The organism is Enterococcus ureilyticus, from assembly GCF_001730315.1.
Lineage (GTDB): Bacteria > Bacillota > Bacilli > Lactobacillales > Enterococcaceae > Enterococcus_L > Enterococcus_L ureilyticus.
Genome location: NZ_MIKC01000034.1, coordinates 176,442 through 202,651, shown reverse-complemented (window position 1 = coordinate 202,651; position 26,210 = coordinate 176,442). Strand labels below are relative to the sequence as shown.

Here is a 26,210-nt window from a genome sequence, read left to right as displayed (position 1 = left end):
AAAATGAAACAAACTAACAATTCTATGAAACAGAACAATCCGCTAAGAACAAGAATTTGTTTCTTAAATACGTTTGGTGATTGGCTTTTCGTTTATTTAAATTCTAAACCAGCCTAAAGCTAAAAATAATACCCCAATAAAAAGTAATGTAAAAAAACCATAAATATTATGCATATTTATCCCAATGCCGTAGCCAACACGCTTAGGAATAAAAAAACGAGAGTCAGAAAAAAATTTTCCCTTGTCTCGTTTTGATTTAACAATTGAAGGGATAGACAGGATTGGATACGCAAGTAAAATCACAGCAATTAGACTATTTAATAGTGGGTCCATGAAAATCATTCCTTTTACTTTTATTATAACACCAAACATACCTAGACTTTCCTTTACTAGTCCATAATCTTTTTTATTCTATCTGTATCGTTAAATTCCAGCTCCTCCTTTAGTTATAGAGTTTACGTAATTCTTCTATTTTTTCTTTAAGCAACATTACAAGTTCTGCTGGTTCTTTTACCTGCGCTTCTTTTCCTAATAACAGAAAAAATTCTGCTGTAAATTCAATATCTGATTGACTGATAGACATTGAAAGCTCTGATCCGCCCGTTTCATTTTTTTGAACACCACTGTGTAAATAACGGTTTTCTAAACATTGTTTTGCTCCTTTGTCACTCAAATGCGCCACAAGTTTCAATGGTTTTTGCGGTAGGTATTCGGTTTCGATTTCTTTTAGCCGAATAGAAGGGTCAAAATATTCTTCCGTAATTTCCAGCTTCTTAATGCGATCAATACGAAAATGCCTTGCTTCCTTTATTGTCTGATCCAAAGCAAATAAATACCAAAGTCCATTACTAGCATAAATTCCGATTGGTTCTATCGTTTTTTTAGAAACCTTTTTAATTGAATGGTACTCGATTCGAACCACTTGATAATCTAAAGCTGCTGTGATCAGTTCATTTAGATAGGGCGTAGAAACAGCTTGTTTCGGTACTGCAATTCGAAAATGATCGGACAGTTTAAGTAGTTTTTGTTGCACACTTTTTGAGACAACTTCTACTAACTTTTCTCTTGCTGTAATCGTATTGACCTTAAAAGGGAAGTCACCATAATCCGCCAACGACTGGATTGCAAAATACAACGAAAACAGTTCATTTTCGGTGAAAAGAACAGGGGGTAAAATCTGATTTTCTAATACACTAAATCCGCCATTTCGACCTTTCTTTGATTCAATATACAAACCTAAATCAGCTAGATCAGAAATATACCGATATATACTACGGACGGATAACTGGAACTGATCAGCCAATTCTTGTGCGGTAAATTCTTTTTTGTTTTGAATATACCATAACATATTATATAAGAGCGCTTCTTTTTTTATTCTTCTCACTTCTTTCTATAAACTGACAAATTATGTCATATTAAATGTTTATACTTATGGTAAAGGAGGAATGAACATGAGTCAAATCAAAATTCGCGGCGCTCGCACTAGGAATTTAAAGAATATCGATCTCACAATCAATAAACACAACATCAATGCTTTTGTCGGTGTTTCTGGTTCTGGAAAATCTTCACTGGTTTTTAATACCATCGCGGCTGAAGCGCAGCGCCAAATGAATGATACGTATCCAAGCTATATCCGCAATCGAATGCCTCATTTAGAAGCACCCATTGTTGACTCAATTCAACAGCTTTCACCTGCTGTGATTGTCAATCAAAAAGCTTTAGGAGAAAATCGGCGTTCAACAATTGGCACAGCAACCGATATCAACCCCACCTTACGTTTACTATTTTCTCGGTTTGGTCAGCCGTTTGTTGGTTTTTCAGATCTGTTCTCTTTTAATAGTCCTACCGGTATGTGCAAATCCTGCTCGGGTTTAGGCGTTGTTACTGAATTTCATTTAAATGAGTTACTTGATTATAAATGCTCCTTAAATGATGGTGCGATTTGTTTTCCTACTTTTGAGCCTGGTAGTTATCGTTGGAAACGTTATGTCGATTCAGGATTGTTCGATAATGATAAGTGCTTGAAAGATTTCACAAAAAAAGAGCTATCCTTGTTGTTATATTCAGAAGAATTCAAACCTCCTAAGCCACGTTCAGGTTGGTACAAATCAGCGACTTATCAAGGATTGATTCCGCGGATCACTCAGACCTTTATTGAGAATCCTTCAAAAAGTTATCGTCGTTATTTACCAGAAGTTCAACGTGTGACAACACAGAAACAATGCCCTACCTGTCAAGGCTATCGTTTAAATCAGCAGGCTTTATCTTGTAAAATCAACGGCGTCCATCTTGGTGAATGTTTGGCGATGCAATTAGGTGAATTACGTGGATTTTTGCGTAGTTTAACAGAAGAAGGGATTAAACAAATCGTCCAAACTGTTTTGCAACAGTTAGATTATCTTTGTCAGGTCGGTTTAGATTATCTCAGTTTGGCGCGAGAAACAGGTACACTTTCTGGTGGTGAATCACAACGAATCAAATTGATTCGTTCCATTGGCAGTAGTTTGACCGACCTGATGTATATTTTAGATGAACCCAGTGTAGGCTTACATCCAAAAGACATAGGAACAATCGGTCAATTGATTCGAGCAATCAAAGAAAAGGGGAATACAGTGTTATTGATTGATCATGATCTTGCTATGATAGAGTTGGCGGATACCGTTTTTGAATTAGGACCTAAAGCTGGTCGATATGGCGGAGAACTAGTCAGTGTTAGTAATTATGAGCAATGGTCACAAAAGCAAAAAGAACAACAACCATTGATGCGAAATAGCCAAACTACTTTGACAGATACGTTTTTTTTAGCAGAAAATATTTCAAAGAATAATGTGGACCATCTTTCAGTAGCCTTACCTGAGCAACAGTTAATTGCTATCACAGGAGTGGCAGGCTCTGGAAAAAGTTCATTTGCTCGCGCTGTGCAGGAAAAATATGAGGAAGACATTTTTTACGTTACACAAAAAAGTCTACGTACTAGTCGCCGGTCGACTGTGGTTTCATTTATCGGCTTGTTTGATCAGATTCGTAAACTATATAGTCAAAAAAATCATATTGCGGCAAGTTATTTTAGTTTCAATGGTAAAGGCGCTTGTCCTACGTGTAAAGGGAAAGGATTTATTGAAACAGAACTGGCTTTTCTCGATCCAATCCGCAGTACTTGTGAAGCCTGTCAAGGAACGAAGTACCACCAAGATGTCTTAGCTTATACTTATAGAGGAAAAAACATCGTAGAATTACTTGCACTATCTATTGAAGATGGTTGTGCTTTTTTTGCAAATCAACCGAACATTTCGAAACAGTTCGGTTGGCTGCGTGCGATTGGTTTAGGTTATCTCACATTGGGGCAAACGCTAGATACCTTGTCTGGTGGAGAATTACAACGTTTGAAATTAGCATGTCATCTTGAATGTGAAAACAAGTATATCATTTTAGATGAGCCAACAACAGGACTGAGTAGGCAAGACGTTCAAGCGTTACTCAATGTTTTTGATACCTTACTTCAAAAGGGCAACACACTTTTAGTCATTGAGCACAATACAGAGTTGATTCGCCTCGCAGATTGGATGATTGAGTTTGGACCAGGTTCCGGAAAAAAAGGGGGCCAGATCATCTTTGAAGGTCTTCCGCTTCAGGCTGTAAATTGTAGCACATCAATCACTGGAAAATTTCTATAATTCTCATTAGAAAAAACCGAAAAGCTGCATATTGATTCGCAGCTTTTCGGCTTTTTCTATTTTTTTAATACTTCTTTCTTGTGCAAATACTCTTCTTCTGTAAGATTTCCTTTTGCAAATTCTTCATCCAACACCGAAAAGTGAGAGGCTTGACTGGTTGTGTCTTGATACGTTGATGGACTTGACATCGTTTGTTGATTTGATCGATTTCTTAAAAAATAAACTACACCAATAATCACGATAGCCAGCACGATCCACCAAAGAAACCCCATACCAAACATCCCACCTCTCATCATTCCTCGACTTCCGCTGAAAACATTTGAACAATAGCCCATAATAATCACTCCTCACTGATTTTTACTCAGTATAGAAGAAAAATATGTCAAAAGTGTGTCAAAAAAATCGCTGTCTCATTTAGTTGTTTGATGCGCTTAAAGATCTATCTGTTCACTCAACTTTTGATAGTTTGAAAATGAGGGATGTTGTGTTAATTCATGTGTATCGATTGCTAACGTCTGTTTATCAACAATCGATTTGGTCAAGGCATCCGCAAAACGAATAAAATCATCATTCGTTGCTTCATTGTAAGTCAATGAAAAATATTTTGACTGTCGATAATACTGCTTCAATTGATCCTCACTGATTTTTTCAGGTTGATCCGCAAAGTATTCATCGTAACGGGCGCTATCAATTTTCCCACCTGTCACAGTCAACTGTAATCTACCGATCAATCCATTGCCAAAATCTTCGGCATAGCCAATATATTTTGTCTTTGACGGTTGCTTGATGTCTTCTTCTAATTCTGCAGCAATCGTCATCAAGCCTTGTCTAGCAGTGGTTGATGAGCCTCTTACCGTTTCAAAATTGCCAACGATCCGATTTTCTTCCCGCATTTGTTTTTCTACAAATGTGATACCATTAACGACCGTTACTAAGGTTGAATCTGTTCTTGGATTTTGGGCTTGGAAAAAAGCATAGTCAGACAGACGTTTGTTCGCGCCAGAATACTTTGACTCATAATAATTTTCTGCTCCGTACTCATTAAATTCAACATTGATGATTTTACTTGTATCATCGGTAATGATTTCCACGATCCCTTTATTGCCTACATCAAAATAGCCTTCATTTGTATAATAATTTCCTGTCATCAATCCTAAAGGCGGTTGATTTGACCAAAACATTTGCTTTAATTTTTCTTCGTATGTATAAAGTGGTTTTGGATTTGAGCCAAATGTTGTTTGAGTCGCTCCAGTGACGACATCATAGTTGTACGATGTGCCTTCAAAACTCAGTTCATTCTCTTTTTGCTCCTTTACGTCTTCACTTGAAGCAATAGGCTCGGATGAAGACGGAGTAAAAAGTGCTGGTCTGGAGGCTGCGCTAGATTGCTCTGTAGCCTTTTTCTGATCTGGTTTACAGCCAACAAGTCCGATTATACTGCCAAGAAAAAGGACAACGAGTAGATGACTTTTTTTCATAGCGTTTCTCCTTTTTATTTAGTTTTAAGCATTAAAACGATAACCACTACCCCAAATTGTTTCTATCGGAATTTCTGATAACTTCCCTTTTTTCAGTTTCTCTCTGATCCGTCCAACATGTACCACAACAGTATAAATATCACTATCCAACTCATCTAGCTCCCAAACTTGTCGAAATAGTTGTTCTTTCATCCAAACTCGATTTGGGTGTTCCATAAAAAAGAGTAATAAATCAAATTCTTTTGTAGGAAAAAGAATCTCTTTTCCTAGGACAAATACACGACGAGCCTGTTTATCAATCATGATCTGCCCCCTTTCTATGATATCGTTGATTTGATCAGAGCGAGTCAATTGTTGATAGCGTTTGATATGAGCTTGCACGCGGGCGACTAATTCACTTGGACTAAACGGCTTGGTCATATAATCATCTGCACCTAATCCTAATCCTCTGACTTTATCGATATCTTCTTTTTTCGCTGAAACAATCATTAAAGGAATATTTTTCTGCTCCCGAATCCTGCGACAAATCTCAAAGCCATCCATTGAAGGCAACATAATATCGATCACGATCAAATCAAATGGTTCATTTAGGGCTCGATTTAACCCAATCAGTCCATCATTAGCAATCTCAGCTTCGATACGATTGATTTCTAGATAATCTTTTTGTAATTCCGCAATACTCACATCATCTTCGATCAATAAAACACGTGATACTTCATTTGACATTCAGCTGTCCTCCTCAAGCTTTTTTAATAGGATTGTCACAGTCGTTCCAACATTTGGCGAACTTTCGATCATAACGTGTCCATCATGCTTCTCAATAATCTGTTTGACGATTGCTAGACCTAAGCCGCTGCCACCAGTATTTGTTGGTCGTGCTTCTTGTCCACGATAGAAATGATCAAACACAAAAGGCAATTGCTCTGCTGAAATCCCTTGTCCATTATCAGCTAGACGAATTTCGATCATACCTGATTTTTCTGAAACATCGATTTGAATCGTTAAAGGACGATCAATTGCCTTAAACTTCAAACTGTTTTCAAGTAAATTGATAAAAACACGGTTCAGCTGCATTCGATCTGCTGACACATAGCTGACTGGTTGTGAACTCGTTAATTGAAGCGTAACATGAGTGTTTTGTAACTGAAATTCTTCCATGATATGTTCTAAAAACGCTTGACTATTGATTCGCTCAAAATGAAACGAAAGTGCTGCAGCATCAAGTTTTGAATAAAGAAACAGAGCTTCGATCAATTCGTTTAGCGAGAGTGCTTTTTTATGAATCGTCTGTAAATATTTCGCTTGTTTTTCAGGTGAATCTGCCACCCCATCTAGTAAGCCTTCCACATATCCAATGATCGATGTGATCGGTGTTTTCAAATCATGAGAGATACTCGCAACAAGTTCTTTACGATTATTTTCAAGTTTCGCTTGTTCTTGCGTTGAATGAACCAAGGCTGTACGCATCTTTTCAAAATCAGAAGTCAGTTGTTTCACTTCCATTGCCGTTTGCTTTTGAGAAATGATCATTCCATTTTCTAAATGTCCATCACTTATTTCAGACATCCCAGCACCGAGCTTTTCCAGCGGTCTAATGATTGTTTTTTTGAGTAAATGATTTAAAAAGAGCAATCCGCCAACAGCTACAATCACGATAGTGACAATGATCAGCAACCCCCACTTGGTCATGAATTCAAGAAAATTATTTTCTTTCTTTAAAACCAACAAACTGCCAGGAACTTGATTATCAAAATAGAAATCAAACTTCATATAACGATATAAGCGCCCAGCATTGTCGATCGTCCCTCTGGTTTCAATATTATTTGCATCAAAGCTGGGAAAGTGAACGATCAATGATTTTTCTACTAGCTCTTTTGAGTAATACGCAATCTCTGCTTGCTTGCGAATAACCACACCTAACGCGTCACTTTCAAACTGGCTGATCGTCTCTTTTAATTCGCTACGAGGGTTTAATAATTGACCCGGATCTGATTTCGCTATACTGCGCAGTTTGATATAAGCTAATTCCTCTTCTGGACTCAGTGAACGTTGTTGGGTAAATGTTTTGTACAAGGTTGCTGGACTAGGAATCTTTCCAGTTGTTACATAAAAAACAATACAAATAATTGAAAAGAGTGAAAGAAAAGCAATTGCTATGCCACCAATATATGAGATGAGAAATCGTTTTTTTATTGTCATTTTTTTCTCCCTTACTTCATTTTTTAGTGGTAGCTATTCCGTTCTTGACTACTTGTTCTCAGTTTTTTAAAAACTAAATTCTGGCGTAAATTCACCCTCATAGGGTGTATGCTCTACAAAGACTGTGATGTCCTCGCCCGCTTGATCTTTGCCCAAACGCTTGTAAGTAAATTTTTTATTGTTTAATTCTGTTAATTCTAAAGCCGCCCCATATTTATTTTGACCAATCGATACGTGGGCACGGATTTTGTTATGATTTAGAACATCGAAATAACCAAAATCACCTCGGCTAACGCCTGTTTCTAAATTGAAAAATTCGTATTTGTTTGTGTCAGCCGCAAATTTTGCTAAGCTAATAAAATTTTTATTATAGTCACTTACATCGTTACCAGCTTCATCAAGAACTTTCGTTCCGTTCCATAACGTTTGGCTTAATAATTCAGCACCGTCTTTTTTAGTGTTGATGGTTCCAGTTGTTGTCTCTAAAGGCTTTTCTTTTTCTGTGAAAGTCAGCTCGCTTTCATTATACGGTATATGTTCAACAAAAACATCTACTTCATTTCCTGCTTTGTCTTTCCCTTTTCTTGTGTACGTGAATTTTTTATTTGTAAGTTCAGTAAGTTCGACAATTGCTTGATAGTTCATCGTTTCTGAAATCAAAATTCGTTTTGTTCCATCATTTGTAATAAAAAAAGTGCCACGATCCCCACGACTTACACCCGTTTGTGCATCGAAAAATTCATAACGTCCTGTTTCGCTATCATATTTTGCTAAACCGATAAAGTTAGCATTTTCTGTCGTTAGATCATTATTTTCTTGATCGTAGACTTTGGTTCCTTGCCAATTCGTGTTCCCTAAAATTTCTGTTTGCTTATCCCCTTCATTATTTTTTTGGGGATTGGTTTGTTCTGTTTGTTTCTGTTCAGTTGCTTTGGTTCCGATTGATTCTTCTGTCCCTACGCTACAACCTGCTAGTAATAAGACTAAACTTGATATACCTATCATAATTTTTTTTGTGTTCATAATATTGTTCCTCCTTCGTGTGATTTCTTACCGCATACCTTATTATAAGTAATAGTTGTAAACAGGCTCTAACAAGAGTATAAACAAATTATAAACAATAAAAAAGAAGATGCGCCACCACTCTAAGAGTGATAGCACATCCTCAAGAAATCCGAATAAATGGTGGGAGAAAATATAGCTTCTTCTATCCCAACTTTAAACATTCATTGTTTTAAACTGTTGTTGTTTTTAGTAAATTTTCATAAAAAGCCGCTTTGGTTGCTGAGATGTAAGGTGTTAACCATAGATAACCGATCCCAAACGTTAAAATAGCTAAGATGTGCCATCCTATAAAACTCAAATCCAATAAGAATAACTGACCTTTATAGCCTTTCATCAGTTGTCTACTACGTGTGATAGATTTTAGCAAACCTGGACGCACGCCATTTTCTTCATACGCATCATAATAAACAAAATAAGCCTGCGAATAAGAATAACCTTTAATAATTCCTGGAATAACCAATAACAGTAACCATAAAGAAATAAAAATCACCATTAATACGTAAAGACCGATCAAGCCTAAGACTACAGGGCCTGCAAAACCACGAAATACATCTGAGAATGGACGTATTTCTTGTTTTTTACCTCTTATAAGATCAAGAAAAGTCCAAGAAATACCGGCACTAAATATCGCACCTAAAATTCCTCCAACAAAACTACCGCCTCCGCCTCCAGAATTCCCTTCATAGCTTGCGGTATTGTTTAATAAATCCGGATTATTTTGAAAGAATGTAATTGCAGGGATAAGCAGTAAGAAAAACAAAATTAACCCAATTGCAATCGAAATCAAGGTTGGAACTAGGCACATCAACACGCTATCTTTCCAGCGCCCACGTAAGACTGCTTTTGCTTCATTTTTTAATTCAGCACTTGTTTTCATAAATATCCTCCTTTCTATTTAGTACAATCAGTATAACAAATAAATCAGTATTGAAAAAAACATACGCCCACTTTCATTCGTCATACTAACCAATTTTTCATTAAATATATTATTTTGACGTAATCGATCCTTCATAACTTGTTTATTTGATAAGAGAATCTAATTTTTATTTATCATTAAGGGATGCTATAATTCAACTACGATAAATGGCTCAAGCAAGAAGCCCTGTCCCCTACATACCCGCCTGCAAGTAATGCTTTCTTGAATATACTGCGCTATTTTCTTAAGCTTAAGATACATCAATGAAAGGAATTAATACTATGGAATTTGGAGATAAAATCAAAGAACTAAGAACAAAAAATCAACTGACACAAGAAAAATTTGCAATCCGCTTAAATGTAACTAGACAAGCCGTATCAAACTGGGAAAATAACCGCAATCTTCCAGATCTTGAATTACTAATTCTAATTTCTAGCATATTTCATATTTCACTTGATGAATTGATTCTAGGAGAAAATAATGTGAATAATATGACCGAGAAACTAATCAAAGATGGCAGCAAAACAAGACAAGCAAAATTAAACATGATCACAACATTGATTGGTGCCTTTCTATTACTCTTTGGCTGCGCTTGTATTTTCATCAAAACAAATTCAGTAGAATATATCGATACTTCAGGTATTTTACATGAAAATTTTTATCTTTTACCTATAGGTTTCTTATTCATTATAGCTGGACTAATTGTATTTTTAGTTACAGGTATCCGATTTATCATTGATAGCATTCGAAACAAAAAATAGTTATTGATCCTCATAACCCTCAAAAAGCACAATTATTTTCAAACTGTGCTTTTTGAGGCTTATTGTTAGTCAATAGTGATCGTTGGAATTCTTCATTTTATAATAAACGTTTCAACCAATCGAATTTTTTCTGATTATATGGTGGATAAATTAGTTTTGCCATGGTGTCTTTTCTACCGTAAACAATTGATTTTTTGTGCGAAAAAGTCTCAATACTGTATTTTCCATGATAATTCCCCATTCCCGATGCCCCTACTCCACCAAAAGGTAGATCATCATTGGCCACATGAAGGATCGTTTGGTTGATTCCACCACCACCAAATGAAAGTTCAGATAAAATTCGTTTTTGAACATCCCTATCATCTGAAAATAAATAAACCGCTAATGGCTTTTCCCCTTCTTTGACAAACGTGATTGCTTCATCCAATTGTTGATATGCACAAATCGGTAATAGAGGACCGAATAACTCTTCTTTCATCAGACTATTCTCTCGGCTTAAGTCAATATCGAATAAACTTGGCGCGACAAACCTTGTAGCACGATCATACTCTCCACCGTAGATTAGTACATCTTGATTTTCCTCAATCAGCTGAATAAACTTGTCAATTGCAGGTCCCTGAACAATCCGACCATAATCATTATTGGCTTGTATATTTGATCCATAAAACTCAATGATTTTTTCTTTTAAAGCGATAATTAGTTGATTTTTAACTTTTTCATCAACTAAAACATAATCTGTAGCAATACATGTTTGGCCTGTATTCAATAGCTTACTCCAAATAATTCGTTCAGCAGCTAACTCGATATCGGCCTGCTCTGTAACGATTGCCGGGCTCTTACCACCAAGTTCTAAGACAACTGGTGTCAACTGTTTTGCTGCAGCTTCCATTACAATTTTCCCGACTTTGGCGCTACCTGTGAAGAAAATGAAATCCATCCGTTCTTTTAACACTGAAGCATTATCAATTGAATGTGGGGAAAGCATCTTGACATACTCTTCGTCGAAGGTTTCACCAATAACAGCACCAATCACTGCAGCAACATTCGGCGTTTTTGACGATGGTTTTACGAGCGCGCAATTGCCCGCCGCAAGTGCACCGATTAAAGGAACTAAGGTCAATTGAAGCGGATAATTAAACGGACCGATGATATAAACGGTTCCAAATGGTTCTAGAAAAACTGTATTCTTGTTCAGTAAAGAGGAAATCGCTCTGGGTTTATTGACCGGCTTCGTCCATTTATCAAGATTTTTCAGCATATCTTTGATGGCAGAAAGAACTAACCCTAACTCCGTTGCATAAACTTCTGCTTTAGGTTTTTTTAAATCTTTTTCAAAAGCCCAATAAAAATCTTCTTCGTGTTTTTGTATAGTTGTTAGTAGTTGTTCAAGCTTTTCTTTTCTGAAAGAAATTGATTTAGTTTGGTTTGAATTAAAAAAAGCACGTTGTTTTTGCATTATTGCTTGAAGATCTGATTGATTCATAGCATATCCTCCTATTTTTCTTTTTAGTATAACATCGATTTTTTCTTTTGAATAATTTTATCAATCAACACGTCTTTCTAAAATCCATGATCGCGCTGTGCCTTTTGCACCATTCTTATTTGTCGAAGAACTCAGAATCAGTTGCGTTTCTTTATAATAAGAAAAGCTATATCTAAGCGTCTTATCCTTGTTTAAGTAAATCAACTCAGTTTCTCCAGTTTCGAAGGTCAATGGGATTGCTTCACTATTCTCTAAGCTTTCAGTTTTTGCAATTAGTAACTCCACTTTATTAGGATCAAAAGTAGCGTTTATTTGAATAAATGCTGGAAAGTCTGGTTCTGTAGACTTCCATCGGCCTAAAATGCTTTCTTGAGATATTGTTCGAGTCTTTTTCAACTCAATTGGCGCTAAATCTCCACCTGATACTAGTTCATCCCCACTTTGTTTGACTTCATATTTAGGATAAACAATAATTTCCTCTTCGTTTACTTCAAATATGTAATGAAATGTTTTATCTTTTACTTGATGTGTAAACACTCTACTATCTTCAGTGTACTCGATTTCTAGTTTCTCTGAATTGAATATCAACTTTTTTTCATCATAAACAATTTCATAGCTACCGTAATCATAATTATTTGCTACCCATGAGCCAGCTAATCTTTGTATTAAGCTTTCATCAATTCCTTTTTGTGAATCCTCTATTGGCACTTTTGGGGAATTGCATGAAGCTAAAACGATTGAAGCCCAACATAAGGAAACCACCCTACCTATTTCTTTCATTTTTCCTCATCTCCTTAAAAAAATATTTTGCTCTATTCAGTATAACTGAGTATACGGGTTTATTAAATATATATAAAAAACCTCCTCTTGCCTAAACAAAAGGAGGTTTTACGTAGGAGTATAAGGAGAAAAGATCTGACGATCAATTGTCCCTTTTTGCTTTATGATCAGTTAAAATTATTTGTTTTTTAGGTTGTAGAAAGATTTCAAGCCTTTGTATTCAGCAACTTCGCCTAATTGATCTTCAATTCTTAATAATTGGTTGTATTTGGCAATACGGTCTGTACGGCTTAATGAACCAGTTTTGATTTGGCCAGCGTTTGTTGCAACAGCGATATCAGAGATTGTTGAATCTTCTGTTTCACCTGAACGGTGAGATACAACTGCAGTATAGCCAGCTTCTTTAGCCATTTCGATTGCTTCAAATGTTTCAGTTAAAGTACCGATTTGGTTTACTTTGATTAGGATTGAGTTCGCGATTCCTTTTTCAATACCTTCAGCTAATTTAGTTGTGTTTGTAACGAACAAATCATCACCAACTAATTGAACTTTGTCGCCTAAAGCAACTGTTAATTTTTTGAAACCATCCCAGTCATTTTCATCTAATCCATCTTCGATTGAGATGATTGGGTATTTCGCACATAATTCTTCGTAGAATGCGATCATTTCTTCAGTTGTTTTTTCGCCTTCGCCTGAATCAGCTAAAACGTAAACACCTTTTTCTTTGTCGTAGAATTCAGAAGAAGCAGCATCCATCGCAAGAACGATATCTTTACCAGGTACATAGCCAGCTTTTTCGATTGCTTCGATGATTACTTCAAAACCTTCTTCGTTAGAACCAAGGTTAGGAGCGAAACCACCTTCGTCACCTACAGAAGTAGCTAAACCGCGCGCTTTTAAGATTCCAGCTAACGCGTGGAATACTTCAGCACCGTAGCGTAAAGCTTCTTTGAATGTAGGAGCGCCTACAGGCATGATCATGAATTCTTGGAAGTCGATACTGTTATCAGCATGAGATCCGCCATTGATGATGTTCATCATTGGAGTTGGCAATACTTTAGTATTGAATCCGCCTAAGTAGTGGTATAAAGGTACTTCTAGGTAATCAGCAGCAGCACGGGCTACAGCGATTGAAACACCAAGAATAGCGTTTGCGCCTAATTTACCTTTGTTAGGAGTTCCATCTAAATCGATCATTGCTTTATCAATAGCCATTTGGTCACGTACATCGTAGCCAATAATTGCTTCAGCGATGATGTTATTTACGTTGTCAACTGCTTTAACAACCCCTTTACCTAAGTAACGAGCTTTGTCGCCATCACGTAATTCAACCGCTTCGTATTCACCAGTTGAAGCACCAGATGGAACCATTCCACGACCAAAAGCACCGCTTTCAGTGTATACTTCTACTTCGATTGTTGGGTTACCGCGTGAGTCTAAGACTTCGCGTGCGTAAACATCAGTAATAATTGACATGTTTTGTCTCTCCTTTGAGTTTGTTTTATACTAAGGGGATTCGATTCCCTTAATTATGATTGTAGTGAATAACCGTGTGCTATGCAAACATTTTTTGCATAATTCATAGAATATTCAATGAATCTTTGATTAATTGCGTATATTGTTATAAGACGTGATTATTTAACAGCATCAAGTAAAGCTAAGAAAGAGTCAGCTTCAAGACTCGCTCCGCCAACTAAAGCACCATCAACGTTTTCTTTTGCCATATATTCAGCAATGTTTTCAGGTTTTACAGAACCGCCGTATTGGATACGTACAGCTTCTGATACTTCTTTGCCGTATAATTTTTCAACTGTTGCACGAACAACGCCACAAATTTCATCAGCGATATTCGCATCAGCAGATTTACCAGTTCCGATGGCCCAGATTGGTTCGTAAGCAATAACCATTGAAGATACTTGCTCATTAGATAAATCAACTAAGCCTTTTGTGATTTGGCCTTCAATCCATTCAGCAGTTTTGCCTGCTTCGTATGTTTCTAAAGATTCACCACAACAAAAGATTGGTGTCATGTTGTTTGCAAAGATTGCTTTGGCTTTCTTGTTGATGTCTTCGTCTGTTTCGTGGAAGTACTCACGACGTTCAGAGTGACCGATGATTACATAGTCAACACCTAGATCAGCAAGTGCTGCTGGAGATGTTTCACCAGTGAAGGCACCTGAGTTTTCCCAGTAACAGTTTTGTGCAGAGATTTTTAATTCAGTTCCTTTAGCCGCTTCTACTAATTCTTGTAAGAATAAAGCAGGAGAACCGATTACTGAATCAACAGCACTATTGGCAGGAATTTTTGTTTTTACTGCTTCTGCAAAAGCTTTCGCTTCTGAAGCAGTTTTGTTCATTTTCCAGTTACCAGCGATAATTGGTTTACGCATGGAAAAGCACATCCTTTTCTTTTTATGGTAAATTATGGGTGAAATAGTTTTATCCAGCCCGTTTCACAAGCTAGACCTATCGTCATTAATGGATAAATAACTTGTTCAACTTTTTCTATTTGTCGTTGATTGCTGCTAGACCAGGTAATTCTTTACCTTCTAATAATTCTAAGCTTGCGCCCCCACCAGTTGAGATGTGCGTGAATTTATCCGCAAAGCCTAATTGAATAGCTGCAGCAGCAGAGTCTCCACCGCCAATGATTGTTGTTGCATCCGCCAAGTTAGCAATTGCTTCACAAACACCGATTGTTCCTTTGGCAAAGTTGCTCATTTCGAATACGCCCATTGGTCCATTCCAAACAACTGTTTTTGCACCTTCTAATGCTTGGGCAAATAAAGCAATTGTTTCAGGTCCAATGTCAAGTCCCATTTGTCCATCAGGAACATCACCACTATGTTCTTCTGTTGGTACATCGTTTGAGAATTCTGCAGCCGTGATTGAATCGATTGGCAAGATTAATTTATCGCCTGCTTTTTCGATTAATTCTTTTGCTAATGCTACTTTATCTTCTTCAACTAAAGAGTTACCGATGTTCATACCTTTGGCTTTGTAGAATGTATAAGTCATTCCACCACCGATAAGGATTTTATCTGCTTTAGAGATCAAGTTTTCGATAACACCGATTTTGTCAGAAACTTTTGCGCCACCTAAAATTGCTACAAATGGACGTTTTGGTGCAGTTACTGCTTCACCAACGAATTTGATTTCTTTTTCCATTAAGAATCCAGCAACTGTTGGGATACCAGTTGACGCAATCCCTACATTAGAAGCGTGTGCACGGTGAGCCGTACCAAATGCATCATTAACAAATACATCGCCTAAAGAAGCCCAGTATTTACCTAATTCAGCGTCATTTCCGCTTTCTTTTTTACCGTCGATATCTTCAAAACGAGTGTTTTCAAACACTAAAACGTCGCCGTCTTTCATGTTGTTAACAGCTGTTTCTAATTCAGCACCACGTGTTTCAGGAACGAATGTTACTGGTTTACCCAATAATTCGCCTAAGCGTTCTGCTACTGGTTTTAGTGATTTGCCAGCTTTGTCTTCTTCTGTCTTAACACGACCTAAGTGAGAGAATAAAATTGCTTTCCCGCCATTGTCGATCACGTATTTAATTGTTGGAAGTGCTGCTACGATACGGTTATCATTTGTAATCACGCCATCTTTCAAAGGCACGTTGAAGTCAACACGTACAAGAACTTTTTTGTCTTTTAAGTCTACATCTTTGATAGTCTTTTTAGCCATTAAAAGGTACTCCTATCTATTTTTGGATTTTGAAAAGAATGATTTTTCTTGAACTTATAAAATAAGCGGGGAAGCGCGTTGCTTCCCCGCTTATTATTTCACAGTTGTTCAAATTTCACTAATGATAAGAATTGATCTTATAGGTTAGCGAAGTACTCTAAAGTACGAACTAATTGTGCAGTATAAGACATTTCGTTGTCATACCAAGCAACAGTTTTCACTAATTGTTGATCACCAACAGTCATTACTTTAGTTTGAGTAGCATCGAATAATGAACCGAAAGTCATACCTACGATATCAGAAGATACGATTTGATCTTCGTTATATCCGTAAGATTCGTTAGCAGCTTTAGCCATCACTTCGTTTACTTCTTCAACTGTTACTTTTTTGTCAAGAACAGTTACTAATTCAGTTAATGAACCAGTTGCTACAGGAACACGTTGAGCAGCTCCGTCTAATTTACCGTTTAATTCAGGGATAACTAGACCGATTGCTTTAGCAGCACCAGTAGTGTTAGGTACGATGTTTTCTGCTGCAGCGCGTGCACGACGGAAGTCTCCACCTGGGTGAGGTCCATCAAGAGTCATTTGGTCACCTGTGTAAGCGTGGATCGTAGTCATAAGACCTTCAACCACACCAAAGTTATCTTGTAAAGCTTTAGCCATAGGAGCTAAACAGTTAGTCGTACATGAAGCACCTGAGATAACTGTTTCTTTACCTGTTAAGATATCGTGGTTAGTGTTGTAAACGATTGTTGGTACGTCATTTCCGCCTGGAGCAGAGATAACAACACGTTTAGCACCAGCTTTTAAGTGTAATTCAGCTTTTTCTTTTGAAGTGAAGAATCCAGTACATTCAAGAACGATATCTACGCCTAAGTCGCCCCATGGTAATTCTTCTGGGTTGCGGTTAGCAAGAACTTTAACTTCTTTACCGTTAACGTTGAAAGATCCATCATGAACTTCAACAGTTCCGTTGAAACGTCCTTGAGTTGTGTCATATTTTAACAAGTGAGCCAACATTTTAGCATCTGTTAAATCATTGATTGCTACTACTTCGATTCCTGCTACATCTTGGATACGACGGAATGCTAAGCGTCCGATACGTCCAAATCCATTAATACCTACTTTAACTGTCATTAAAGATTTCCTCCTTATGAAAATCAAAAATTTTTTATTTTAAAGGGTTACCCCTTTTAAAATCTCATTTGCGGCAGCTTCATCTGTGATGAGCCACGTTTGTTTTGGTGCGTTTTTCATATATGCCCGAATTGCTTTGGCTTTTGTCTTGCCGCCTGCAATCGCAACGACATTTGGTATTTTTTGTACATCCTTAAGCTGAAGTCCGATGCGAGGGATTTTATAAACGACTTCGCCCTCTTCATCAAAGAAATACCCGAAAGATTCTGCTACAGCATTATTTTGCTTTAACATGACCATTTCTTCATCTGACATTTTACGGCGTGCTGCCATATGCAACGCGCGTCCAATACTATGAACAACACAATTGCTTTGTTCGATCAGTGTTAATACTTCTTGGATCGATGGTTCTTGCAGCAGCGAGTTATACGTTTCAAGACTCAATTGCTCTGGAACATATAATGCTCTATGGTGACCGCCAGTTCGACTTGCCATTACAGCACTTACTGAATTGGCTTGAACGGTCATTGCTTCACCGATGCCGCCTCTAGCTGGAACAAACAAAATATGTCGTTTTTCCGTTTCTAGGGTCCCCATATGTTCTGCGGTCAAGGCCATGGTCGTGCCACCCATAACGGCAACGATATTATCACCATCAGGTAAGAGTAGATCCAAAGAATCGGTCAAAATATCGCCAAATTCATAAAGTACTTTCTCCTGATTGTCACTATTGCCTGCTACAACGATACAACGCTTGATCCCAAAATATTGGCTGATTTCTTTTTCGACTTGATGCATACCGAGTAGTTGATTCATTACTGTCTCTAATCCTTGATAAACTCCTAAGCCTTTTTCAGTTAATGTCATTCCACTTTTAGAAGTTTCTATCAGTTGTAAGTTTTTCAGAAAATCGGTTTCAGTTCTCAAAACCCGTTCTGTGATCCCCATACTATCAGATAGACTTCTGCGTCCAATAGGCTGCATCCAGTAAATATTACGAAGAATATGAAACCTTTCCTGCATTACATCGAGCAAATCTGGAGCAACTGCTTCAATCATTTTTAATTCATCTAGCATGATGCGCTCCTTCGTTGGTCTAAAAACGTCCAAGTAAGACTTAAAACGACCTATGAACTTTAAAAAAATAGGATTGGCGTTCTTCTTTTTCAATGTTAAATTCTTTAACAGTCTTAAAAGCGTCCCTCAATCTTATACACATAGTCTAACAGTTTTCATTGCTTTTTTCAAGAAAAAGAGATTATTTTTTGAAATTCGCTATCTCCTCTTTGAAATTCATTATGCAAGATGCCTCTTTTGAATCACTTGTATTTTAAAATTCTTGTTAAAAAATTCAAAGCGAATAAGAAAATCCAGCTATTATGCTGGATTTTTTAGCTTCCTATTACACATTATAAATCCTCTTCATAAAAACGACCAAGAATTTTGACATTATCCGAAATACTCACAAAAGCAGACGGATCAGACTCTTTCATCGCAGCTTCCAATGATGGCAATTCAAAACGAGTCACAACCGTTAACAATAATGTCTGTTTATCATGACGATACGCACCTTCTGCTTCATGAATGATTGTGATTCCTCGTCTCATTTTTTGTTGGATTCCATCGATCACAGCATCTGGATTTTTGGTAATGATCATGACTTGCATTTTCTTTTGCTTCGTATAAACAGCATCTGTCACTTTCCCACTCACAAAAATCGACAATGCGCTGTAAAACATATACTGCCAACCAAATAAATAACCTGCAACAAAGATAATCAGCCCATTAAAATACATTGAAATCGACCCCACAGAACGTCCAGTTTTCTTACGAATCGTGATACTAAAAATATCCAACCCCCCCGAAGAAAGACCATTTTTCAACGCAAAACCAATACCAGAACCCATCACTGCACCACCGAAAATTGCACAGATAATTGGATCATTAGACAAACTTGTTTGCGGTACGATCTGCATAAAGATTGAAGTTAGAGTCACCGTCAAAAAGGTGAAAATTGTAAATTTTTTCCCGATTTTACGCCAAGCAACAAAAAATAACGGAATATTCAACGCATATAATGTGATCGAGACCGGCACTTTAAACCCAACAATATTCGTAGATAAAGTCGTTAATATTTGCGCAAGTCCAGTAATCCCGCTGGAATAGATATTTCCTGGTTGATAAAAGAAGTTCATCGCAACCGATGCCAAGATTGCATAGACAATCGACACGGAAAGTTTGGTCGTGTAATCATGGACGGGTAAACTTTCAAAGAATTTTTTCATGTAGGAGCAGCCTCACTTTATTTGATTCATTTGGTTCTCATTATACGTGCTTTGGGTTCGGAAAAAAAGGACAATCTTCAGAATAGCAGAAAATACTTAATCATCGCAATGATCAAGCCTCTAAATAATTCGATTTCAATAGGCATTTAGGCTATTCAACATCTCAGTGTAGCCTAAACTTCTAGCATAATCCTCAGCTGTCCGTCCAGTATTATCTTTCAACGTTTTGTCAGCTCCACTTTCCAATAAAACGTCAACGATTTGTTGATAGATTTCAGAACCATCTCTCAATGCAACAGCTTCTATCAAGGCTGTATACCCGTAATTATTTTGATGATTGATTGCTACTCGGCCATCTTTTAATAATAGCTTCACATTTTCAAGATGTCCTTTTTCAGCCGCTGGAATCAGTGCATTTCCTCCGAAACGATTCACTTTTTGCTGATTTGGTACTTGTTTTTCTAGCATACAAGTCAGAATTTCGGTTTTTCCTTGGGCTCCTGCATAAAGGTATGGACTATCCGAAATATGATCTTGCACGTTAATATCGGCTCCCGCATCAATCAACTGTTTTGCGATTCCGATGAAGTTTTGATGTGTTGCGATCAAAAGAGGTGTTTCACCTTGTGCATTGACTTCATCGATCGAATAGTTTTCATCTACTAGTATGGCTTGGACTTGTGCAAAATCATTATTATTTACAGCCTGTATTAATGTACCGGCTGGAAATGATTGGCTAGCTGCTTTTACTGTGTTCATTGTGTTTGATTCTTTGGATTCATTTGATTGCTTGGTATTATTTTTATCCGTAGTCATGCTTGTACTCTCCTTTATTGAGTGATTTGTATCATTTTTTTTAGAGTGGCAGGCTGAAAAAATAAGTAAAAATGAAGCGAGCAATGCTATCTCTAACAAAATTTTTTTCTTATTCATGATTATTCTCCTTTAGCAGTGTTTATATTTAGTATAGAACATAAATATAAACAAACTATAAACACTCTTCGTACTCAGAATGAAATGGACTTATCCCTTGTTGAAACAAAAAGCAATCAAGTGTTCAATTAGAGCCGCAGTTGAAAGCTGTGAGGCTAACGCAGCATTATAGGTCAGGTTTTGAGTCTTGATATAAATGAGAGCTATTAATCATAAAGCGTTTGACTAAGGTATTATTATGAGTATTAGTGATACTGATAATTTGCTACTACTAAAATTCAAAAGTTGAACCCTTTCATTGATTTCTACAGTTTCACCTGAGCTGAAAAAAGGAGCAATGCCTAGATGCAGTACTCCCCATTTTTTATTCACTTGATCGCTTAAAATATAGCTCGATTTTTTGTGGGTCATCAAATCCTGCTTTTAATAAAATAATTTTTGTCTGAGCATTTTGGACGATATCCCCATATTCATCATACTTGTTTTCTGAATCTAAACTAATCGACCAACGCGCATTCGTATCATCGTTTATCGTCAATGCTGTTGTACCAAATTGCACGGTTTGTTCGAATGAATATTTTTCTCTCTCCCCAACCTCTTGGATAACAATTCCTTCAGAAGCACTAGATGTTAGACTGGTATCTCCATCTTTCGATTCCCAAACACCTATCAGAGCTGATAAAACGTAAGAATAGGCTATCTTTCGTCCACCGTAGGTTCCAATATATTGATGGACCGCTTGATCTTTTGAACGATAAGTCAGTACACACGTCTCATTGGTTAGCCAAGTTAAGCGATAATCAGTGATCCCATTAGTAGGGAGTTTTTCTTTTAAGCGAGCTAAAATCAGGTAGTAATTATTGAAGTAATACACTCCTTGATCGTCACTCGTTTCTTTGACTAAAAAAACATGTTTTGCATCAGGTGAAAGACTTATTATCGCTTTTTCTTTCGGCTTTACAAAACTGAAAAGAGCACTCACTGTGATGATTGCCGCAATTTGGAGCAAAATTATATAGATTTTTCTTTTTTTATCCAGATCCATTAGACATAATAGCGTCAAACCTAAAAATAGAAAACTACCTATTATTGCAGCAAGCAAAAACCAATCACTTATTAATTCGATCCCTTTCGAAGACACAAGTACAAAACCGCCTAAAAACAGCAGACACAATATAGTCAAAATCAAAAAGATGATCCCACTAATTTTTTTTATTCTTTTTTTACTCTCCATCTGGTTCTACCTCACGATCAAATACCCAATTTTCTCCATTATCTTTTGAAATAAATTTTCCTTTTACTAAACCACCTTGATAATCACCGACTTCTCCTTGATTTAGTAAAACCTCTAATTGTTCTCCAACTTTATAGGGCATTTCAGCGACTAAAAAAATAGCTTTATACTTTTCAGGCACCTGAATTGTCGCAGCTTGCCAGCTAGCTCCTCCATCTTTCGTAATGCGTAGATTAGGTGCTGCTGTTCCAAAAGATAAGAAGCCTGTTCTTTCATCAATAAAACCGCCGTCTTGGATTAATGACGTTTGATCGATACCTGCGGTCTCCTCCCACGTTTTTCCACCATCTTGTGTCAAATACGCTACCGTTCCTTCTTGACGAACAACGCGACCCCCAGAATAAATCACATAGCCAAAATCCTTACTTAAAAAAGCGATTTTTCGAAAACGAATACCTGCATTTTCTTGGGAAATATCATATTTTTGCCATGTTTTTCCTTGATCGACCGTTTGAAGAAGCTTTAAGCCTAGATTTTCATAGAGGAATGACGTATTTTCTTTTGTTATAAAATAGCTTTGCTCCATCAAACCGTTCTCATAAGAAGGGGTATACTCACCAAATTGAATCTCTTCTAAACGCTCAGGAACTTCTACCCAATTCTCGCCCGAATCATACGTAACATATACCTTTTCACCCTTGATTAATACATCCGTCTGTTTTTGCGTTGGCTCTTTTGGCGGCTCCGCTTCCTCTTTTTTCTCGCTTTGTATTGCGTCTTCTAGCTCGTTGATTTCCTTATTATATGTTTCAATACTTGTTGGTCTGCTCACGTAAAAAAATAATGCTGTAAAACTCGATAATACAACAATAATAGTCAAAAAAAACGCCCGATTCTTGTTCTTCAATTTACTCACCCCTTTAATCCGTCTACTAGTTAAAGTATAGAGGAACAGCCTTTTTATTGAAAGGACTATTTTGTTTGTTGATAAAAACGTAAAAAAAGTTTCCAATAAACTAACGTAGTTTACTGAAAACTTGTTTTATCTTGACTAAGTCAATCGTTATTCATCGATTGCTGTTACATCAATGTTTAATTCAAATAATTGTAATGGTGACACCACGCTTGGCGCATTTGTCATTGGGTCTGCAGCTTTTCCATTTTTAGGGAAAGCAATTACTTCACGGATATTATTTTCGCCAGCTAATAACATCACTAAACGGTCTAATCCTAAAGCAATTCCACCGTGTGGAGGGAATCCATAATCTAAAGCATCCAATAAAAACCCAAATTGCTCTTGTGCGGATTCTTTCGTAAAGCCTAAAGTTTCAAACATTTTTTCTTGCAGGTCGCGCTTGTGGATCCGTAATGAACCTCCACCTAGCTCATAACCATTCAAGACAATATCATAAGCTTCGGCATAGACTTTTGCTGGATTTGTCGAAAGTAATTCGATATCAGATTCTTTTGGCTGCGTGAATGGATGGTGAGCAGAAACATAGCGGCCAGCTTCTTCGTCATATTCAAACAATGGCCAATCAACGACCCATAAGAAGTTGAATTTAGACTCATCAATCAAGCCTAATTCTTTCCCTAATCGAGAACGAATCGCCCCTAAAGCTGCTGCAACCACTTCTGGTTTATCCGCTCCAAACATTAAGATATCACCAACTTCTGCATTCGTTGCTTTGATCAAATCATCAGAAACTTCTGTCAAGAATTTCGCAATCGGTCCTTTTAGTCCATCTTCTTCAACTTTTAACCAAGCTAAACCTTTGGCACCAAATTGGCTAACATACGTACCTAAATTATCCATATCTTTTCTTGAATATTTATCGGCCGCCCCTTTAGCATTTAGCGCTTTGACTTGTCCACCATTTTCTAAAGCCATTTGGAACACTTTGAAGTCAACATCTTTTACGACATCTGCGATATCGATCAATTCCATCTCAAAACGTGTATCTGGTTTATCACTTCCATAACGTGCCATTGCTTCATCGTAGCTGATACGAGGGAAAGGTACTGTTACTTCGATCCCTTTTGTATCACGCATCACTTTCGCTAACATTTCTTCTGTCATCGTTTGGATTTCTTCTGGTGTTAAGAACGTTGTTTCCATATCGATTTGAGTAAATTCAGGTTGACGGTCACCACGTAGATCTTCATCACGGAAGCAACGAACAATTTGATAATATCGATCAAAACCAGCATTCATTAATAATTGTTTAAAAATTTGTGGTGATTGCGGCAATGCATAAAAATGACCTGCATGAACTCGTGAAGGAACTAAATAATCGCGTGCCCCTTCTGGTGTTGATTTACCAAAATAAGGTGTTTCAATATCGATAAAATCGGTATTGTCTAGATAATGACGGATCGATTTCGTTATTTCATGACGTAATTTTAAATTTGCTGTCATTTTTGGACGACGTAAATCTAGATAACGATATTTCATACGAATTTCATCGCCGACATTATTTTCATCTTCAATTAAAAACGGTGGTGTTTTAGCTGTATTCAAAATTGTGATATCTGTTGCCATTATTTCAAATTCGCCTGTTTTCATTTTAGGGTTGACCGCTTCTTTGTCGCGATAAGTCAGCTCGCCTGTAATTTCGATCACATACTCACTACGACATTTGTCTGCAATTTCCCATGCTTCTTTTGAATGCGCAGGGTTAAAAACGACTTGAGCGATTCCTTCACGGTCACGTAAATCGATAAAAATGACCCCTCCTAAATCACGGCGCTTTTGCACCCAGCCTTTTAATGTGATGATCTGTCCTACTAAATCTGCTGAAACTTCTCCGCAGTATACTGTTCTTTTTGCCATTGATGATTACTCCTCTTCATTTTTTACTTTTATTTAATCAAACATCACTGTCATCATTTCATCATAGATTTCATCGAATCGTTCATAAATATCTGATAGTGGGAATGCTTTTTCCTGACGGCTAGCCATTGATTTTACATTTACAATGCCTTCAGCTAATTCAGTTTCACCTAAAGTCAGAGCAAGTTTAGCATTTAATTTAGCCGCTGTTTTAAATTGAGCTTTTGCTTTTCGATCCATAAAATCACGATCAGCTGAAAAGCCAAAATTACGAATTGCTTGAACCAGTTTTAGTGTTTCTACATTTGTTTGCTCACCGATTCCAACAACATAAGCATCGATTTCATTGATCACTGGAACCGCAACGCCTTCTGCTTCCATCGTAATCAAGACACGTTCAATGCCCATTGCAAACCCAAAGCCAGGTGTTGTTGGTCCACCAAGTTCCTCAACTAATCCATCATAACGACCACCAGCGCAAATCGTCGCTTGTGCGCCCATACCTGGTGCTTCACTCATCACTTCGAAAATTGTGTTTGTGTAATAATCTAATCCTCTTACCATATTGCTATCCACTTCAAATGGAATATTCAATTCGTTCAGCATCGTTTTGACAGTGTCAAAATGTTCTTTTGACTCCGAGCTTAAATAATCCAAAATCGATGGTGCATCAGCTACGATTGCTTGATCTTTTTTATCTTTACTGTCTAACACACGTAAAGGATTTTCATGTAAACGACGTTTTGAATCTTCGCTTAATTTAGCTACTTTTGGTTCTAAATAGTCGATCAATGCTTGGCGATATGCAGCTCTTGTCTCTTTATCTCCTAAAGTGTTGATCACTAAACGAATTTGATTGATTCCTAATTGTTTGAAAAAGTCTAAGGCCATCGCCATACTTTCAACATCCACCGCTGGGTTCACACTGCCAAAAGCTTCAGCACCGATTTGGTGAAATTGTCTCAAACGTCCTGCTTGTGGGCGCTCATAGCGAAACATTGGTCCCATATAGTAGGTTTTATAAGGTTTCGAAAATTCAGGTCCGAACAATTTATTTTCGACAAAAGAACGAACGATCGGGGCTGTTCCTTCTGGACGCAATGTCACATGACGATCGCCTTTATCGTAAAAATCATACATTTCTTTTGAAACAATATCTGTCGTATCCCCTACACTGCGAGAAATTACTTCGTAATGTTCAAAAATAGGGGTACGGATTTCTTCATACTGATAGTCACGAAAAATCAAACGAGCTGTTTCTTCAACAAATTGCCACTTTTCTGACGTTCCCGGTAATAAGTCATTGGTTCCTTTTGGTTTTTGATAACTCATTGTTTCATCTCCTAGTTATTGTTCATTGTTTGTACTTTATTTTGGTAAAGGTTGGTTGGTTTGAATTCACTTTAGAGCTGATTGAATTTTTTAACGATTGTTCAGCTGTTGGTTTGGATCATGGCTTTGGGTGATTCTCTAGTATGGTAACTTCGCTCACTTCGCTCGCCAAGTATTGTTCATCATCCACTCTGGCAGAGCCAATCGGGGTACTTTCGGACCTAATAATCAAATCAAACTATCGTCTGCACTTCTTCTTCTGTCTCAGGAATTGGGTGATTCTCTAGTATGGTAACTTCGCTCACTTCGTTCGCCAAGTATTGTTCATCATCCACTCTGGCAGAGCCAATCGGGGTACTTTCGGACCTAATAATCAAATCAAACTATCGTCTGCACTTCTTC

24 protein-coding genes are annotated in these 26,210 nt (G+C 37.2%); 2 read left to right on the top strand and 22 right to left on the bottom strand.

What is annotated here, in order from left to right; genetic code table 11:
- Window positions 1-96 precede the first annotated feature (96 nt).
- Together BCR24_RS11390 and BCR24_RS11385 are read right to left on the bottom strand one after the other, a co-directional pair.
- Window positions 97-372 carry a hypothetical protein gene (locus tag BCR24_RS11390; protein WP_083244389.1) on the bottom strand — a complete coding sequence of 92 codons (276 nt, stop codon included), beginning with the start codon at window positions 370-372 and terminating at the stop codon, window positions 97-99.
- Window positions 373-442: 70 nt separating this feature from the next.
- Window positions 443-1,348, bottom strand: coding sequence for a helix-turn-helix transcriptional regulator (locus BCR24_RS11385; RefSeq protein ID WP_069640642.1), 906 nt, complete (start codon window positions 1,346-1,348; stop codon window positions 443-445).
- 103 nt (window positions 1,349-1,451) lie between these two features.
- Here BCR24_RS11385 and BCR24_RS11380 point away from each other — a divergent pair, with 103 nt between their 5' ends.
- Window positions 1,452-3,674, top strand: a complete 2,223-nt coding sequence (locus BCR24_RS11380; RefSeq protein WP_157804672.1) for an ATP-binding cassette domain-containing protein — start codon at window positions 1,452-1,454, stop codon at window positions 3,672-3,674.
- A 56-nt stretch (window positions 3,675-3,730) separates the two neighbouring features.
- Here the strand turns inward: BCR24_RS11380 and BCR24_RS11375 are convergent, their stop codons facing one another.
- From BCR24_RS11375 to BCR24_RS11350, 6 genes are all read right to left on the bottom strand, one after another.
- Entirely contained in the window at window positions 3,731-4,009 is a 279-nt protein-coding gene (locus tag BCR24_RS11375) for an SHOCT domain-containing protein (protein WP_069640640.1), read from the bottom strand.
- A gap of 96 nt (window positions 4,010-4,105) precedes the next feature.
- Window positions 4,106-5,152, bottom strand: a complete 1,047-nt coding sequence (locus BCR24_RS11370) for a hypothetical protein (protein WP_069640639.1) — start codon at window positions 5,150-5,152, stop codon at window positions 4,106-4,108.
- Window positions 5,153-5,176: 24 nt separating this feature from the next.
- Window positions 5,177-5,878, bottom strand: a complete 702-nt coding sequence (locus tag BCR24_RS11365) for a response regulator transcription factor (RefSeq protein ID WP_069640638.1) — start codon at window positions 5,876-5,878, stop codon at window positions 5,177-5,179.
- A complete protein-coding gene (locus BCR24_RS11360) occupies window positions 5,879-7,351 on the bottom strand; it encodes a sensor histidine kinase (protein WP_069640637.1) in 1,473 nt (490 codons plus the stop codon).
- Window positions 7,352-7,417: 66 nt separating this feature from the next.
- Window positions 7,418-8,374 (bottom strand): DUF4822 domain-containing protein, encoded by a 957-nt coding sequence (locus tag BCR24_RS11355; protein ID WP_069640636.1) that lies wholly within the window; start codon window positions 8,372-8,374, stop codon window positions 7,418-7,420.
- 211 nt (window positions 8,375-8,585) lie between these two features.
- Complete coding sequence (locus BCR24_RS11350; RefSeq protein WP_069640635.1) at window positions 8,586-9,293, bottom strand: DUF975 family protein; 708 nt, start codon at window positions 9,291-9,293, stop codon at window positions 8,586-8,588.
- Window positions 9,294-9,613: 320 nt separating this feature from the next.
- Between BCR24_RS11350 and BCR24_RS11345 the strand changes: the two genes are divergently transcribed.
- Window positions 9,614-10,093, top strand: a complete 480-nt coding sequence (locus BCR24_RS11345) for a DUF3955 domain-containing protein (RefSeq protein WP_069640634.1) — start codon at window positions 9,614-9,616, stop codon at window positions 10,091-10,093.
- 97 nt (window positions 10,094-10,190) lie between these two features.
- Here BCR24_RS11345 and BCR24_RS11340 read toward each other — a convergent pair whose 3' ends face one another.
- The 14 genes from BCR24_RS11340 to BCR24_RS16905 all read right to left on the bottom strand — a co-directional run bounded on the left by BCR24_RS11340 (window position 10,191) and on the right by BCR24_RS16905 (window position 26,185).
- Window positions 10,191-11,576 (bottom strand): aldehyde dehydrogenase family protein, encoded by a 1,386-nt coding sequence (locus tag BCR24_RS11340; RefSeq protein WP_069640633.1) that lies wholly within the window; start codon window positions 11,574-11,576, stop codon window positions 10,191-10,193.
- Window positions 11,577-11,636: 60 nt separating this feature from the next.
- Window positions 11,637-12,356 (bottom strand): hypothetical protein, encoded by a 720-nt coding sequence (locus BCR24_RS11335; RefSeq protein ID WP_069640632.1) that lies wholly within the window; start codon window positions 12,354-12,356, stop codon window positions 11,637-11,639.
- Between the two features lie 177 nt (window positions 12,357-12,533).
- Entirely contained in the window at window positions 12,534-13,832 is a 1,299-nt protein-coding gene (gene eno / locus BCR24_RS11330; RefSeq protein ID WP_010771434.1) for a phosphopyruvate hydratase, read from the bottom strand.
- 158 nt (window positions 13,833-13,990) lie between these two features.
- Window positions 13,991-14,746, bottom strand: a complete 756-nt coding sequence (gene tpiA, locus BCR24_RS11325) for a triose-phosphate isomerase (RefSeq protein ID WP_069640631.1) — start codon at window positions 14,744-14,746, stop codon at window positions 13,991-13,993.
- 115 nt (window positions 14,747-14,861) lie between these two features.
- Window positions 14,862-16,052 carry a phosphoglycerate kinase gene (locus BCR24_RS11320; protein ID WP_069640630.1) on the bottom strand — a complete coding sequence of 397 codons (1,191 nt, stop codon included), beginning with the start codon at window positions 16,050-16,052 and terminating at the stop codon, window positions 14,862-14,864.
- Window positions 16,053-16,189: 137 nt separating this feature from the next.
- A complete protein-coding gene (gene gap / locus BCR24_RS11315) occupies window positions 16,190-17,191 on the bottom strand; it encodes a type I glyceraldehyde-3-phosphate dehydrogenase (RefSeq protein ID WP_025872307.1) in 1,002 nt (333 codons plus the stop codon).
- A 39-nt stretch (window positions 17,192-17,230) separates the two neighbouring features.
- Entirely contained in the window at window positions 17,231-18,268 is a 1,038-nt protein-coding gene (locus BCR24_RS11310; RefSeq protein WP_069640629.1) for a sugar-binding transcriptional regulator, read from the bottom strand.
- Window positions 18,269-18,600: 332 nt separating this feature from the next.
- The gene (locus BCR24_RS11305; RefSeq protein ID WP_069640628.1) at window positions 18,601-19,476 is read right to left on the bottom strand and encodes a YitT family protein; all 876 of its coding nucleotides are present in this window, start codon (window positions 19,474-19,476) and stop codon (window positions 18,601-18,603) included.
- 135 nt (window positions 19,477-19,611) lie between these two features.
- Window positions 19,612-20,409 carry an ankyrin repeat domain-containing protein gene (locus BCR24_RS11300; RefSeq protein WP_069640627.1) on the bottom strand — a complete coding sequence of 266 codons (798 nt, stop codon included), beginning with the start codon at window positions 20,407-20,409 and terminating at the stop codon, window positions 19,612-19,614.
- Window positions 20,410-20,773: 364 nt separating this feature from the next.
- Window positions 20,774-21,643 carry a hypothetical protein gene (locus tag BCR24_RS11295; RefSeq protein ID WP_069640626.1) on the bottom strand — a complete coding sequence of 290 codons (870 nt, stop codon included), beginning with the start codon at window positions 21,641-21,643 and terminating at the stop codon, window positions 20,774-20,776.
- Window positions 21,633-22,559, bottom strand: a complete 927-nt coding sequence (locus BCR24_RS11290) for a WD40/YVTN/BNR-like repeat-containing protein (protein ID WP_069640625.1) — start codon at window positions 22,557-22,559, stop codon at window positions 21,633-21,635. The genes BCR24_RS11295 and BCR24_RS11290 overlap by 11 nt, the downstream gene beginning before the upstream one ends.
- Window positions 22,560-22,706: 147 nt before the next feature.
- Window positions 22,707-24,476 carry an aspartate--tRNA ligase gene (aspS, locus tag BCR24_RS11285; RefSeq protein ID WP_069640624.1) on the bottom strand — a complete coding sequence of 590 codons (1,770 nt, stop codon included), beginning with the start codon at window positions 24,474-24,476 and terminating at the stop codon, window positions 22,707-22,709.
- A 33-nt stretch (window positions 24,477-24,509) separates the two neighbouring features.
- Window positions 24,510-25,808: a histidine--tRNA ligase gene (gene hisS / locus BCR24_RS11280; RefSeq protein ID WP_069640623.1), complete on the bottom strand. Its 1,299-nt coding sequence runs from the start codon at window positions 25,806-25,808 to the stop codon at window positions 24,510-24,512.
- 233 nt (window positions 25,809-26,041) lie between these two features.
- Complete coding sequence (locus tag BCR24_RS16905) at window positions 26,042-26,185, bottom strand: hypothetical protein (protein ID WP_167351678.1); 144 nt, start codon at window positions 26,183-26,185, stop codon at window positions 26,042-26,044.
- Between the last annotated feature and the right edge of the window lie 25 nt (window positions 26,186-26,210).

Excerpts from the sequence above, each read along its gene's own strand:
- BCR24_RS11390 (WP_083244389.1), bottom strand. The coding sequence starts at position 372 with ATGTTTGGTGTTATAATAAAAGTAAAAGGAATGATTTTCATGGACCCA.
- BCR24_RS11385 (WP_069640642.1), bottom strand. The coding sequence starts at position 1,348 with ATGTTATGGTATATTCAAAACAAAAAAGAATTTACCGCACAAGAATTG.
- BCR24_RS11380 (WP_157804672.1), top strand. The coding sequence starts at position 1,452 with ATGAGTCAAATCAAAATTCGCGGCGCTCGCACTAGGAATTTAAAGAAT.
- BCR24_RS11375 (WP_069640640.1), bottom strand. The coding sequence starts at position 4,009 with ATGGGCTATTGTTCAAATGTTTTCAGCGGAAGTCGAGGAATGATGAGA.
- BCR24_RS11370 (WP_069640639.1), bottom strand. The coding sequence starts at position 5,152 with ATGAAAAAAAGTCATCTACTCGTTGTCCTTTTTCTTGGCAGTATAATC.
- BCR24_RS11365 (WP_069640638.1), bottom strand. The coding sequence starts at position 5,878 with ATGTCAAATGAAGTATCACGTGTTTTATTGATCGAAGATGATGTGAGT.
- BCR24_RS11360 (WP_069640637.1), bottom strand. The coding sequence starts at position 7,351 with ATGACAATAAAAAAACGATTTCTCATCTCATATATTGGTGGCATAGCA.
- BCR24_RS11355 (WP_069640636.1), bottom strand. The coding sequence starts at position 8,374 with ATGAACACAAAAAAAATTATGATAGGTATATCAAGTTTAGTCTTATTA.
- BCR24_RS11350 (WP_069640635.1), bottom strand. The coding sequence starts at position 9,293 with ATGAAAACAAGTGCTGAATTAAAAAATGAAGCAAAAGCAGTCTTACGT.
- BCR24_RS11345 (WP_069640634.1), top strand. The coding sequence starts at position 9,614 with ATGGAATTTGGAGATAAAATCAAAGAACTAAGAACAAAAAATCAACTG.
- BCR24_RS11340 (WP_069640633.1), bottom strand. The coding sequence starts at position 11,576 with ATGAATCAATCAGATCTTCAAGCAATAATGCAAAAACAACGTGCTTTT.
- BCR24_RS11335 (WP_069640632.1), bottom strand. The coding sequence starts at position 12,356 with ATGAAAGAAATAGGTAGGGTGGTTTCCTTATGTTGGGCTTCAATCGTT.
- eno (WP_010771434.1), bottom strand. The coding sequence starts at position 13,832 with ATGTCAATTATTACTGATGTTTACGCACGCGAAGTCTTAGACTCACGC.
- tpiA (WP_069640631.1), bottom strand. The coding sequence starts at position 14,746 with ATGCGTAAACCAATTATCGCTGGTAACTGGAAAATGAACAAAACTGCT.
- BCR24_RS11320 (WP_069640630.1), bottom strand. The coding sequence starts at position 16,052 with ATGGCTAAAAAGACTATCAAAGATGTAGACTTAAAAGACAAAAAAGTT.
- gap (WP_025872307.1), bottom strand. The coding sequence starts at position 17,191 with ATGACAGTTAAAGTAGGTATTAATGGATTTGGACGTATCGGACGCTTA.
- BCR24_RS11310 (WP_069640629.1), bottom strand. The coding sequence starts at position 18,268 with ATGCTAGATGAATTAAAAATGATTGAAGCAGTTGCTCCAGATTTGCTC.
- BCR24_RS11305 (WP_069640628.1), bottom strand. The coding sequence starts at position 19,476 with ATGAAAAAATTCTTTGAAAGTTTACCCGTCCATGATTACACGACCAAA.
- BCR24_RS11300 (WP_069640627.1), bottom strand. The coding sequence starts at position 20,409 with ATGAATAAGAAAAAAATTTTGTTAGAGATAGCATTGCTCGCTTCATTT.
- BCR24_RS11295 (WP_069640626.1), bottom strand. The coding sequence starts at position 21,643 with ATGGAGAGTAAAAAAAGAATAAAAAAAATTAGTGGGATCATCTTTTTG.
- aspS (WP_069640624.1), bottom strand. The coding sequence starts at position 24,476 with ATGGCAAAAAGAACAGTATACTGCGGAGAAGTTTCAGCAGATTTAGTA.
- hisS (WP_069640623.1), bottom strand. The coding sequence starts at position 25,808 with ATGAGTTATCAAAAACCAAAAGGAACCAATGACTTATTACCGGGAACG.